Genomic DNA, 13,183 nt, shown 5'->3' on the forward strand with positions numbered 1-13,183 from the left:
GCTGTGACAACGCATCGCGGCGCATGGGCAGAGCAAGGCGGGCTCGCGAGAGCGTCATCGTTCGATGAAAAAGAGCATGGTCCGCGCAGGAATGCATTACCCCGATATCTGAATAGACGATCGTGCGCGCACCGTTTTCATCACGGGAACGTTGCGGCGTGCCTGTTCAGAACTGTTGTAACGGCGCATACGCTGCAAGTGAAATAAGCACCGACGTTACACTTTGCCCCGTCGCATCGGGCACGGCGCGACGTAGTTCACGTTTGCTTACATACGCACACACTTCACGACTGCGATTTGCATATAGTCCCTTCCCATATCCGAAGCTGGGGGTGCCAGATGAAAGCAACATTCGCATGGACGATGTACGGACGTTTCCATAGAAGCACGCTTGCAGGACGCTGTTGATTATGGCTGCATCATACGAACCTCTGCATGAGGAGGACGGCGTCAGCGTCGAGGCGCAGCCTTCGTCGAAGGGCACGTGCGTGACCGTGCAGGCGAACGGCAAGACGATGTCCGCCGAATACAGCGAACTGACGGGACAACTGTGTCTGCGACACGATGGCGTGCTGGTGCAGGAGTGGTTCCCGCCGCACTCGTGGTTTGCGATTGCGTCGGTGGCGGGCGCGAGCCGTTGGGGTACGCAGCCAAGCGCTGAAGACCTGCACGCGTTGATCCGCAATGAGCTGCTGGCAAGACGTAGCGATTGATGACGTCGTTGCGCGCAACGTGCGCGACGTTCAGCCCGGCTGGTTCGCAACTAACCAGTCAAGCACCTGTTGCCAGCGCCCGGTTGTCATCGCATCGAACCAGGTGTCGTGGTTCGCGTCCGGCAGCAGCATCAGATGCGTGCCCGCACGAGCGCTCGCGAGGCGTTGCGCGTGTGCGACGGGGATCAGCGCGTCCTGCTGCGCGCCGATCACGACAAGGGGCCCGCGATAGCGCGCGAGCGCGGCGATGGAATCGAACGGGTCGTGCAGCATCCAGCGCACGGGAAATAGCGGCAGCTTTCCCGCGGCGACGCTGGCGAGCGAATCCCATGGCGTGATGAGCACCGCGCCCGCCACCTTCGATTCATTGCCTCGAACGATCTGCGCAGCCATGCCCGCGCCCAGCGATTCTCCCACCAGCCAGACGGGCGCGCCCCATTGCGCGCAGGCGGCATCGAGCGCTTCTCGCGATGCCGACAACGCGGCCTTCATCGTGCGCTCGCCAGGACGGTTTCCTTGACCCGGATACTCGGCCATCACGACGCGATAACCCGCGCGCATGAACACCTCGGCGACGGGCAGCTTGTTCTCGGCGGTTTCCGCGTTGCCGTGAAAAACGATGAAGGTGCCGCGCGGCATCCGGGCGGCGGGTGTGACGACATAGCCCGCGTAGTGGCCGTTGGCTTGCCACGGCGCAACGTCGAAGCCCGCGTGGTGTCCCGTCGGCGGCGCGCGCATGTGAAGCGCCGAAGGCAGCAGCATGCGGTCCTGCATGAAATAAAGCGCGACGAGTGCGATCACGTAGGCGGCGAGCGTAATGCGAATGCAGAAGGCGAGCAGGGACATGCGATGCCTAATGCGTCGAATGTGCGTCGAATGTGCGTCGCTGGCCGCTCCCATTGCGCGCTACACGTCGAAATACAGATAAAACTCCCACGGATGCGGCCGCAGCCGGATGCTGTCGAGATCATGCGCGCGCTTGTACGTGAGCCACGTTTCGATCACATCGTCGGTGAAGACATCGCCCTTGCGCAGAAACGCGTGATCGGTCTCGAGCGCGGCGAGCGATGCGTCGAGCGAACCCGGCACCTGCCGGACCTTGCGCGCTTCCTCGGGCGGCAGGTCGTAGATATTGCGGTCGAGCGGCTCGCCTGGGTCCATCTTGTTCTCGATGCCGTCGAGCCCCGCCATCAGCATCGCGGCAAACGCGAGGTAGGCGTTCGCCGATGGGTCGGGGCAGCGGAACTCCACGCGCCGTGCATTCGGCGAATCCGAGTACATCGGAATGCGCGCGGCCGCCGAGCGGTTGCGCTGCGACATCGCGAGATTGACGGGCGCTTCATAGCCGGGCACGAGGCGCTTGTACGAGTTCGTCGTCGGCGCGCAGAAGGCCATCAGCGCGGGTGCGTGCTGCAGCAGTCCGCCGATATACCAGCGGCATAGCTCTGACGTCAGCGCCCAGCCATGCGCGTCGTAGAAGAGGTTTGTGTCGTCGCGCCACAGGCTCTGGTGGCAATGCATGCCGCTGGCGTTGTCGGCGAACAGCGGCTTCGGCATGAACGTCGCCACCTTGCCGTAGCGCCGCGCAATGTTCTTGCAGACGTACTTGTAGATCATCACGTTGTCGGCCATGCGCGTGAGCGTCGCAAAACGCATGTCGATCTCGTTCTGTCCCGCCGTCGCGACTTCGTGGTGATGCACTTCGATCTGCACGCCCACCTGCTGCAGCGTCAGCACGATGTCGCTGCGGATGTCCTGCAGCGTGTCATGCGGCGGCGCGGGAAAGTAGCCTTCCTTGTAGCGCGGCTTGTAGCCGAGGTTGCCGCCGCCGTATGCGCCTTCGTCGCGGCCCGTGTTCCAGTCGCCTTCCGCCGATTCGACGTAGTAATAGCCGCTGTGCTGGTCCTGCCCGAAGCGGATCGAATCGAAGATGAAGAACTCCAGCTCCGGGCCGAAAAAGCAGGTCGTCGCGATGCCCGTCTGACGCAGATAGTTCTCCGCCTTCTTCGCGACGTAGCGCGGGTCACGCGAATACGGCTGTCTGAGCACCGGGTCCACGACGTCGCAGATCATCGACAGCGTCGGATTGTCGCAAACGGGATCGACGAATGCCGTCGACGGATCGGGCCGCAGCAGCATGTCGGATTCGTGAATCTCCTGGAAGCCGCGAATCGACGAGCCGTCGAAGCCGATGCCGGCTTCGAACAGATCGTCGTGGACTTCGGGCAGGGTAATCGAGAAGTGCTGCCAGAGTCCCGGCAGATCGGTGAACTTCAGATCGATGATCTGAATCTCATGCTGTCTGATCAGATCGATGACGGCGGCAGCGCCATCGGGCCGTGTGACCCGATAGCTGCCCGCTTCGACCGACACGCCAACAGGCGATCCAGACTTGTCCTTCTTGCTGGCCATGGGATGCTCCTTGCGCGGCGCCTGGCCGGTCTTCGCCATTGGGCGGGGACGGCTACGCGGGTGCGTGACGGTCCTGTTCGAGCGCTTTCAGGCGGGCGTCGCCTGCATCCTTCGCGGCGGCGCGGGTCGTGTATGTCTCGTCGGATACGATCGCGCGTTTCAATTCGCGCGCGTCGAAATCGACGAGTGCGATGACCCAGACATAGTCGCCTGCCTGTTCCGCTGTTTGTACGAAGGCGTGCAGGTCGCCTTTTTCGCTTGCTTTCATCGTGACCTCCAGAGTAGAAATTCGCGCGCAATAGATGGCGCAGCCGGATAGCGGCCAGCCGCCGCAGAACCATGGCCGCCTGCCTGCCGGGGATCGCGCCCGCTCCGGCTCAGGTCGCAGGCAGAGCCAGCATCGCGGATGCCTGCCATGCCATCGCCCGGCGTCGTGCGCGGCGGGAGGCGGGAAAGAATCGTCCGTGGCGGCAGGTCGCCATGCGCCTGAATCGATTCTAGGCGATGAAATCGCGTCGTACGAACGCACGCAGAGGCCGAAAAGAAAGCGCACTGAAACGGGGCACGCCGACGGTCGCGCAACACATGATGCATGGCCGCGCGTCGCCCGGTAATCTGGCTGATGTATGCTGCTGGTTTTTCAGTCGGATTGACGGTAACCAGGTTACATGGGACCAGAAGAGGGGGACACATGCGGCGCGTCGTATTCAATCAGAAAGGTGGTGTCGGCAAATCGACCATCGTGTGCAATCTGGCCGCCATCAGCGCCAGCGAAGGCTTGCGTACGCTCGTCATCGATCTCGATGCGCAAGGAAATTCGAGCCAGTACCTGCTGGGCGCGCGGGCGAACGAAGTCAGCCCGACCGTCGCGAGTTTCTTCGAAACGGCGTTGACGTTCAGCTTCAAGCCGGTGGACGTGACGTCGTTCATTCATCCGACGCCGTTCGAGAATCTCGACATCATGCCCGCCCATGCCGATCTCGATGCGCTGCACGGCAAGCTCGAATCGCGCTACAAGATCTACAAGCTGCGCGACGCGCTCAACGAGCTCGACATGTACGACGCGATCTATATCGACACGCCGCCCGCGCTGAATTTCTACACACGTTCGGCGCTGATCGCCGTCGAGCGCTGTCTGATTCCGTTCGACTGCGACGACTTCTCGCGCCGCGCGCTCTATACGCTGCTCGATAACGTGAAGGAGATCCAGCAGGATCACAACGATGCGCTGCATGTCGAAGGCATCGTGATCAACCAGTTTCAGCCGCGCGCGAGCCTGCCGCAGCAACTCGTCGACGAACTGGTGAACGAAGGGCTGCCCGTGCTCGGTTCGAGGCTGTCATCATCCGTCAAGATCCGCGAATCGCATCAGCACGCAACGCCCGTCATTCATCTCGATCCTCGCCACAAGCTGTCGCAGGAGTATCTGGCGTTGCATCGGGAACTGGCGGGCTAGCATTGCGCGCAAGCCGGGCCGCGCGGTTACTGCGATCAATATGCCGCGCGCAGCGCTTCGTCAGCCGTGGCGAGGCGCGCGGCGATCGCCTTGATCAGAAAGCGGTGAAACTGCTGCGCGGTGACGGGGTCTTCCCGTTCGAGCGCGAGCAGCGTCGGCAGCGCGAGGCGGCGCACGCGCGTGGGCGCCTCGGCGATCACGTCGGCGCTGCGCGGCGTCTGCGTATAGACGGCCATTTCGCCGACCACCGTGCCCGGGCCGAACGAGCGCAGCCGCACCAGCCGGCCATCGGGCAGCGGCAGCGAAACGGCCACGCGCCCGCGTTCGACGATATAGAGCGCGTCGCCGGGCTCGCCGCGCAAGAATAGCGGCGCGCCCGCGTCGAGGTCGCGCACGTCGAGGCAGGCCGACAGCTTCTGCAGCGCGGATGCCGTGAAATGCGGCGCGAGCGTCGCATGGAAGTCCTGTTCGTTCACATCGCGCGAGCTTGTATTCGCTTCGAGCAGCGTGTCCTCGATCCATTCGAGACCCGCATCGAGCGTCGCGAATTCGTGAATCCGCAGATTGAGCGTGCCCGTTTTCACGAGCAGGCTGCGCGAGCGCGCGGGCAGCGCCGTCAGCACGAGGTCCGCACCCGACGAAGCGCATAGCTGCCTGAGCTTGACGAAGGCAATCGACACCGATGCGTCCATCCCGTTGGTCGCCGCGAAGTCGAGCACGATGTAGCGCGCGGGCGGTTTGTCATGCATGTTCAGCCGCTCCCGCACGCGCTGCAACAGCGAGTTCGCGGTGCCGAAGAACAGGAAGCCCTGCAGGCACATTCCGCAGACCTGCGCGCCGCGTTCTCGCAGCCGCGCGGTGTCCTCGATGCTGCGCTCGACGGTCGAGGTGCGCGTCGTCGCATCGAACTCCATGCGCACGCAACTGACACGGCCATACAGCAGCGCGAACATCACGCACGCCGCGACGATACCCGCGAGCACCCCCGCGACCACGCCGTAAAACACGACGACGGCCAGAATGCCGGGCACGAGCGCGTATTCATACCAGTTCAGCCTTGCATACGCGCCGACCAGCCATTGAAGCAGCAGGCGCAGCCCCAGGAACAGTTGCAGCCCGACCAGCACGGGCACGGGAAAGAGCGCCACCAGATCGGGAAACGCCGTCAGCGCGACGAGGCACGCGAGCGCCGCAAACACGGCAGCCATGCGGCTCGTCGCGCCGGCGCGCGCGTTGAGCATCGAGCGGTTGTACGACTGATAGCCGACCATCCCGCCCAGCAGCCCGCTCGCGATATTGGCGAGACCCGCGGCCCGCATCTCGCGATTCAGGTCGACGTCTTCACCCGTCACCGCGCCGATGGCCGTCGCGTTCATCAGGATCGTGATCGCCGACGCGGACGTGACGACCAGCGTTTCCGGCAGATGCGCGGTGATCGCGGGCCAGTCGACGGCGCTGTGCGCGAGCGGCGCGGGCACCCGCAGGTCGGGAATCAGGTGCAGCTTGACGCGCGGCAGCAGCAGGCCCATGTTGCGGGCGTCGTCGATCGACAGCCCGGCCAGATGCAGCAGCAGGTAGAACAGCACGACGCCGCACACCAGCACGAGCGGCAGCGCGGCGATGTGCTGGCGGCCACGCGTGAGGAGCGTCGTCAGCAGGCCGACGAAGAGCGCGGGCGTCCATGCGAGCCAGTGCAGATGCGCGAGCAGCGCGAGGCTTTGCCAGCGCGGCGACTCGCCCGTCATCACGCGAAACGCGCCCGCCAGCAGCAGATAGCCCGTGCCCGCCAGAAACCCGCCGACGACGGGATACGGCAGGAACTGCAACGAGCGGCTGCGCCTTGACGAGCCGATCGCATACAGCACGATGCCCGTCAGCACCGAGCACAGCGCAATGGCGATCAGCACGGTCAGCAACAGGGTTTGCGGCGATCCGCCGTCCGCGCGCACGCTGCTCGCGACGCCCGCCGCGACACCCGCTAGGAACGCCGTCGCGTTGCTGTCGGGCCCGCCGATGTTCACGCGCATCGAGCTGGTCAGCGCGATGACCAGCGCCGTGACGATGCAGCTGACAAGGGCAGTGGGGACGCCGAGCTCGGCGTAGCGGGCGAGGTCGGCGCTGAAGATCATCGTGCCGAGGCTCATCGCGTAGCAGAGCATGACGAGCGTCGAGACGGCGCCTGCCGTCAGATCGCCGAGCAGCCCCCCGAGCAGGCCCGATGCGCGCAGGCGGGTGGCGGATTCGGAGGCAGAACCTGTGGCACCTGGCTTCACGGCGCTCTCCCGGTACACGCGGAAAACCGCCGTACGCCGGGCGATTAGACCGCGCGGATCAGTATCCGCCGCTGTTCTCGGCCCTGTCAAACCTGTCGGACGGGGAGGCGGCGCCCGCGTGACGGACGCGCAGCACTTGCACTAGACTGGGCGCAGCGCCGCCTGGGTTGCTGTGCAACGGGCAGTGCTTCGGAGAACGGCCTTCAGCGATGACGATCGATATCGAACAATGGCTGGGCGGACTGGGGCTCGAGCAATACGCGCAAGCGTTCGCCGACAACGACATCGACGCCGCGGTGCTGCCCGAGCTGAGCGACGGCGATCTGAAGGAGCTCGGCGTGCGCTCGCTCGGGCATCGCAAGCGGCTGCTTGCCGCGATCGCGGCGCTTGCGGCCGATGCGCCCGATGGGTCCGATGCGCCCGTTTCGCGCGTCAAGCCCATTACGCCCATTAAGCCGATTGAGCCACCTATTGCGCCCGTCGAACCGCTTGCGCCCGTCGAGCCGGACACGGCGGCAGCGGCTTCGCGCGGCGCGCAACCGCCCGCCGCTAGCGCGCCACGCCCGCCCGCAGCCGCGTTCGCCGCCGTGCCCGCCGACGAACGCCGTCAAGTCACCGTCCTGTTCGCCGACCTGTGCGGCTTCACCGCACTGTCGCAAACGCTCGATCCCGAAGAGCTGCGCGAGCTGATCGGCCGCTTTACGGCGCTCGTCGACGGCATCGTGCTCGCGTACGGCGGCACGATCGACAAGCACATCGGCGACGCCGTGATGGCGCTGTTCGGCGCGCCGCGCGCGCACGAAACCGATCCGCTGCGCGCGGCGCGCGCCGCGCTCGACATCCACGACGCACTCGCCCAGCTCGGCGCGAAAAGCGCGCGGCCATTGCAGGCGCATATCGGCATTGCGAGCGGCGAGGTGGTGGCGGGCGCCGTCGGCCGCGCCGACGCGCAGGACTACACCGTGCACGGCGACTCCGTGAATCTCGCCGCGCGGCTGGTGGCGGCCGCCGCGGCCGGCCAGACGCTGCTGTCCGATGGCGTGCGGCGCGCGCTCGGCGACGGCGCCGAATGCGAGCCGATGGGCGACATGCGCTTCAAGGGCATCGATGCGCCCGCACGTGTGTGGCGTCTGCGCAGCCTCGCGCGCGAACCGGGCCGCGCGAGCCGCAGCCGTTTCGTCGGACGCAAGGGCGAACTCGAACAGTTTCATGGGATCGCCCGTGCATGCGTCGAACAGCGCGCCGGGCACGTCGTCTACGTGCGCGGCGACGCGGGCATCGGCAAGACGCGTCTTGTCGAGGAGATGCGCCGCTACGCGCAGACGCAGGGCTTTGCCGTCCATCGCGGACTCGTGCTCGACTTCGGCGTCGGCAAAGGGCAGGACCCGGTGCGCACGGTGCTCGACAGCCTGCTCGGTCTGGCGGCTGCGGCGGACAGCGGCGAGCGGCAGGCGGCGATTGCCCGTCTCGTCGCGGCAGGCGTCGTCAAGGACGAGCAGCGCGTGTTCCTGCACGACCTGCTCGATCTGCCGCAGACGGGCGAATGGCGGACCTTGTACGACGCAATGGATCACACGGCGCGCAAGCGCGGCACGCAGGCCGTCGTCGCCGCGTTGACGGCCGACGCCTGCCGGCGCGGCGCGATCATGATCGTCGTCGAAGACCTGCATTGGGCCGACCTGCAGGTGCTCGGCTATCTGGCGGCGTTCGCGTCAGGCATCGCGGGCGGCGCCGGGCTGCTCGTAATGACTTCGCGCGTCGACGGTGATCCGCTCGATGCCGCATGGCGCGCGCGCCTGCGCGACACGCCGCTCGCGACGATCGATCTCGGTCCGCTGCGGCGTGACGAAGCGTTGACGCTGGCGGGCAATTTCATCGATGCGACGCAGCGTGTCGCGCTCGCCTGCATCGAGCGCGCCGACGGCAATCCGCTCTTTCTCGAACAACTGCTCCACAACGCCGAGGAAGGCAGCAGCGAGGCCGTGCCGGCGTCGATCCAGAGCCTCGTGCTCGCGCGCATGGACCGGCTCGCGCCGTGCGACCGGCTCGCTTTCCAGGCGGCGTCCGTGATCGGCCAGCGCTTTGGCATCGCGCTGCTCAGGCGGCTGATCGACGAGCCCGGCTACGACTGCGGGACGCTGGTCGCCAATGCGCTCGTCTTGCCGGAGGGCGAGGATTATCTGTTCGCCCATGCGCTGATTCAGGAAAGCGCGTACTCGACGCTGCTGCGGGCGCGGCGGCGCGAGTTGCACCGCCGCGCCGCCGAATGGTTCGCGGGCACCGATCCCGTGCTGCGCGCGCAGCATCTCGATCGCGCCGAGGACGAGCGCGCGCCGCAGGCGTGCCTCGATGCAGCCGTCGCGCAACATGCGTCGCATTTCACGGAGTCGGCGCTGCGCTTCACCGAGCGGGGCCTCGCGATTGCGCGCACGGCGCCCGAGCGCCACGCGCTGATGTGCTTCAAGGGCGAGTTGCAGCGCGATCTCGGCGACATCGAGGCGTCGATCGCCACCTACCGGCTCGCCGCCGATGCCGCGCCCGACGACGCGGGCCGGTGCGTCGCGCAACTCGGCCTCGCTGAAGGCCTGCGCGTGAACGAAGGGTTGAGCGAGGCGCTCGCGCTGCTCGATGCCGCGCAGCAGACGGCGGAGCGCGAGGACCGGTTGAACGACCTCGCGCGGCTTCATCATTTGCGCGGCAACATTCTCTTTCCGCTTGGCCGCATCGACGCTTGCCGCAGCGAGCACGAGCGCGGGCTCGCGTATGCAAGACGTCTGGGCTTGCCGGAAGCGGAGGCGCGCGCGCTCGGCGGCATCGCCGATGCGGCTTACGCGCAAGGACGCATGCGAACGGCCTTCGAGCACTTCAGCCGCTGCGTCGAATTGAGCCGCGAGCATGGTTTTGGCCAGATCGAAGTGGCCAATCGTTCGATGAAGGGCTTCAGCCGCATCTATCTGAACGAGGTGCGCGAGGCCCGCGACGACACGGGTGCCGCTTCGCGGGAGGCGGCGCTCGTCGGGCAGCCGCGTGCGCAGATGCTATGCGAGACGCTCGGCGTCTTCGCGAGCTACGAAGCGGGCGATGCGCGCGCGATGCAACTGCACCTCGATCAGGAAATGCGGCTGATCCGCCTGCTGGGCGCGCGCCGCTTCGAGGCGCAGAACGTCGAAGTGCAGGGGCGTTTGCTGCTCGAAAGCGGGCAGCGGGAAGAAGCGGTGCGCGTGTTGCGCGAGTCGCTGGCGATGTGCCGTGAGGTCGGCATGCAGTTCAGCGCGCCGAAGACGCTGAGCGCGCTCAGCCGCGCAGTCGATGACGACGCCGAGCGGGCGGCGCTGCTTGCCGAGGGCGCCGATCTGTTGACGCGCGGCGCTGTCGCGCACAACCACCTGTGGTTCTACCGCGACGCCATCGACGCGATGCTGTCGGCCCGCGATCCCGATCGCGCGATACGTTACGTCGCGGCGCTCGAAGACTTCACGCGGGCCGAGCCGTTGCCTTGGGTGCAACTGTTCGCGGCGCGCGGGCGCGCGATGGCCGCGTTGCTGCGCGATTCGTCGGATGAAGCCGCCGCAGCTGAGTTGCGGCGCGTGCGCGCTGCGCTCGCGAACGCGGGGTTCGGCGGTGCGCTGAAAGCCGTCGATGCGTTGCTCGCGCAGTGCGGCGATGCGCTGTGAACAGTTGCCGGGCGCAGGTGTCAGCGATTGGCAAGAGCGGTTTGCGCGAGCGCATCGGCGCGCGCTCGCGCAGGACCCGTTCATTCTGTTTCCGCGCGCGGTGTCGCCGCACTATCACGATCTGATCATCGCGCAATGCGTGAGCGCGGGCCTCAGTCCGCTGTCCGGGCATGAGGCGCGTATGTGGCAAACGGTCGTATCGATGGTGGAGTCCGGCATGGGCGTCGCGCGCGTGCCGCAGACGCTGCGCGAAATTCACAGCGAGCGGGTCGTGTTCAGGGAACTGACCGAGCCGGCACTCGAATCGCAAGTGTTATTGCTGCGGCGAACGGGCGATACACAGCCGCTCATGCAGGCCTTCCAGCGAATATCTGCAGGCGGCTTCCGTCCGGTTACGCTGAAGGGCCGTAATTTTCAATGAGCGCGTTATTCAAGCCGAATGTTTTCAGTGCATTCAAAGCCCGCTCCGATACGACGAGTCGCGAATCATCGGCAATGCCCAAGTCGTCTTTACCCGCGATACCGGATATGCATAGCCAGAGAAATTCCGGCAATACACGCTCCGGATAGATTTCTCCAAACGACTCGCTAACCGTTATTTCGACGTCGCGACATGACATGCCGCTGGCGGGCAACGCATTCAATGCATGGGCCGCTTCGCGAGTGATGACGAGCGCCGGAAAGCCCTCCAATAGCACATCACCAAGCCAATTGATAATTCGGTAATGCAGTTCGAGGACGGCTGGCGGATGAACGCTTGAATCCAGAACGGTATTCTTGCCGAGGCCGCCAGCGACTTCGGGTTCGACATAATAAAACGCCATATCGTATTCGAGATCATTGGTTCACATTGCGGTTATAGCATAGTGGCGTTCAAAAATACTTTCTCGATGTGAAAGGCACTGAAATAGCAGCGGGATATCTCAGTGATATTACGCGTCGCGCATGGAACCCAAAGCGCCGTTATACGGCTTGGATCAATTGCCGCGCCCGTGCGGCGAGGCGCGCGATGATCCGCTCCGCCATCGCGCGATCGACGACTCCGAATGAGCGGCCTGAGCCCTCACACGCGTACAGGTCGCCAGTCGCGATGTCGAACCACTAGCCGCTCAATACGAGTGCACCGGCTCATGACCTGCTGGCGGACGATCGGGCGGCACACAGTGCGTTCTTCAATCGCTATCAAGATTGGGGCGGGGAAGATTCCATTTGACCCGTTCGGCAGAATGGCGCGAGCGCATATGGGACCAAAGTCCAATTGATTAATTTCAGGCCAGATCCAAAATTGGGTCTACGTCGGCTTCAAGTGCGGGCTGGTTTCGTCCGATGGATCGCAATTCCATGGACGGGGGCTGCCCACATCACCCTGACAATGAGTCGCATTCGGCACGAACGAGTCGCCGGGCCGGCCGACAGGTCGAATGCATCCAGAATTCGAACGGGCGCAGTGGCAGGGTTCTGTTCTGGCTACCACTGTTATCGGCAAGCGCTGGGTCTGCCGCCGGCAGATCCTCGAAGTGATTTGCCGGGAGAATAGTTATGCTGCTCACACCGATTACGCAACGGGTGTTGTCCAGAGAACTGCTCGACGTACTGATCCGTGCCGGACTTGTCGCCGTGCTCGCCATTTTCTGTTTCCGGATCTTCGTCCCGTTCCTCAACCTGATGGTCTGGGCATTGATCCTTGCGATCACGCTGTATCCGCTTCAAGTGATGCTGCGGCGTCCATTCGCCAACAAGGATGGCCTGATCGCCACGCTGATCGTCCTCGTCGCGTTTGCCGTCATCCTCGTGCCGACCTATCTGCTGGGTGTCGCGATCGCCGAATCGATCGAGCATGCGATGGCCATTTTCAAAAGCGGCAGCTTCCGCATTCCGCCGCCCGCGGAATCGGTGTCCAGCTGGCCGCTGGTTGGTCGGCGTGTGTACGACATCTGGCTGCAGGCCTCGACGGACCTCACGGGCCTTGCGCAGAAGTACGCACCCCAACTCAAGGAGGCCAGTCTCGCGCTGCTCGGAACGGTGACGGGCCTCGGTGCGGGATTGCTCGTATTCTTCGTCGCGCTGATCGTGGCTGGCATCCTGATGGCGCATGGCGAGAAAGGCCACCACAGCGCGGTGCTGATCGCCTCGCGCATCTCCGGACCTGAGAACGGCGCCCAGATCACCGATCTGTGCACGGCCACCATTCGCGCCGTGGCGCAAGGCGTGGTCGGTATCGCGTTTATCCAGATGTTGCTGATCGGCATCGCGTTCATCGTCATGGGCATTCCGGGCGCGGGCCTGCTTGCGCTCGCCGTGCTGCTGATCGGCATCATGCAATTGCCCGCGACGCTCATTACCGTTCCCGTGATCGTCTTCGTGATCGTCACCCAGGGCGTGACCACGGCGACAGTCATCTTCTCGATCTATGTGTTCGTCGCGGGTCTCGCCGATAACGTACTGAAGCCATTGCTGCTGGGCAGAGGCGTCGCCGTGCCGATGCCCGTGGTGCTGATCGGCGCGCTGGGCGGCATGGTGACGGGCGGCGTGATCGGGCTGTTCATCGGTCCTGTGATGCTCGCGGTCGGTTATCAGCTTTTCTGGCGATGGGTGAAAGATCAGCCGCGCCCCGAGACGGTCCAGCAACAGACGCTGCCTTGACGCCGACGGGAC

10 protein-coding genes and 1 pseudogene are annotated in these 13,183 nt (G+C 65.0%); 5 read left to right on the forward strand and 6 right to left on the reverse strand.

Translation table 11 applies throughout. From position 1 onward, the window contains the following. Positions 1–410: 410 nt before the first annotated feature. Positions 411–713: a hypothetical protein gene (locus tag J8I87_RS21285; protein ID WP_209933824.1), complete on the forward strand. Its 303-nt coding sequence runs from the start codon at positions 411–413 to the stop codon at positions 711–713. Positions 714–743: 30 nt separating this feature from the next. On the opposite strand, the gene J8I87_RS21290 is transcribed toward J8I87_RS21285, so the two are convergent. From J8I87_RS21290 to J8I87_RS21300, 3 genes are read right to left on the reverse strand one after another with little or no spacing between them, the layout of a single operon-like run. Continuing rightward, entirely contained in the window at positions 744–1,559 is an 816-nt protein-coding gene (locus J8I87_RS21290; protein ID WP_209933825.1) for an alpha/beta hydrolase, read from the reverse strand. 60 nt (positions 1,560–1,619) lie between these two features. Next, complete coding sequence (gene glnA, locus J8I87_RS21295; protein WP_209933826.1) at positions 1,620–3,125, reverse strand: type I glutamate--ammonia ligase; 1,506 nt, start codon at positions 3,123–3,125, stop codon at positions 1,620–1,622. A gap of 52 nt (positions 3,126–3,177) precedes the next feature. Beyond that, positions 3,178–3,393 carry a hypothetical protein gene (locus J8I87_RS21300; protein WP_209933827.1) on the reverse strand — a complete coding sequence of 72 codons (216 nt, stop codon included), beginning with the start codon at positions 3,391–3,393 and terminating at the stop codon, positions 3,178–3,180. A gap of 423 nt (positions 3,394–3,816) precedes the next feature. On the opposite strand from J8I87_RS21300, the gene J8I87_RS21305 reads away from it, so the two are divergent. Further along, a complete protein-coding gene (locus J8I87_RS21305; RefSeq protein ID WP_209933828.1) occupies positions 3,817–4,581 on the forward strand; it encodes a ParA family protein in 765 nt (254 codons plus the stop codon). Between the two features lie 35 nt (positions 4,582–4,616). On the opposite strand, the gene J8I87_RS21310 is transcribed toward J8I87_RS21305, so the two are convergent. Continuing rightward, the gene (locus J8I87_RS21310; protein WP_209933830.1) at positions 4,617–6,854 is read right to left on the reverse strand and encodes a SulP family inorganic anion transporter; all 2,238 of its coding nucleotides are present in this window, start codon (positions 6,852–6,854) and stop codon (positions 4,617–4,619) included. 209 nt (positions 6,855–7,063) lie between these two features. Between J8I87_RS21310 and J8I87_RS21315 the strand changes: the two genes are divergently transcribed. Together J8I87_RS21315 and J8I87_RS21320 are read left to right on the forward strand one after the other, a co-directional pair. Further along, positions 7,064–10,528: an adenylate/guanylate cyclase domain-containing protein gene (locus J8I87_RS21315; protein WP_209933831.1), complete on the forward strand. Its 3,465-nt coding sequence runs from the start codon at positions 7,064–7,066 to the stop codon at positions 10,526–10,528. Beyond that, positions 10,518–10,949: a LysR substrate-binding domain-containing protein gene (locus tag J8I87_RS21320; RefSeq protein ID WP_245254059.1), complete on the forward strand. Its 432-nt coding sequence runs from the start codon at positions 10,518–10,520 to the stop codon at positions 10,947–10,949. The genes J8I87_RS21315 and J8I87_RS21320 overlap by 11 nt, the downstream gene beginning before the upstream one ends. Here the strand turns inward: J8I87_RS21320 and J8I87_RS21325 are convergent. Further along, a complete protein-coding gene (locus J8I87_RS21325; RefSeq protein WP_209933833.1) occupies positions 10,921–11,352 on the reverse strand; it encodes a hypothetical protein in 432 nt (143 codons plus the stop codon). The two genes, J8I87_RS21320 and J8I87_RS21325, sit on opposite strands and share 29 nt — an antisense overlap. 139 nt (positions 11,353–11,491) lie before the next feature. After that, positions 11,492–11,684 (reverse strand): annotated as a pseudogene (locus tag J8I87_RS46350) (hypothetical protein); the annotation flags it as partial. 383 nt (positions 11,685–12,067) lie between these two features. On the opposite strand from J8I87_RS46350, the gene J8I87_RS21330 reads away from it, so the two are divergent. Then, positions 12,068–13,171 carry an AI-2E family transporter gene (locus J8I87_RS21330; RefSeq protein ID WP_209933834.1) on the forward strand — a complete coding sequence of 368 codons (1,104 nt, stop codon included), beginning with the start codon at positions 12,068–12,070 and terminating at the stop codon, positions 13,169–13,171. The last annotated feature ends 12 nt before the right edge of the window (positions 13,172–13,183 follow it).

This window comes from Paraburkholderia sp. LEh10 (assembly GCF_017814945.1).
GTDB lineage: Bacteria > Pseudomonadota > Gammaproteobacteria > Burkholderiales > Burkholderiaceae > Paraburkholderia.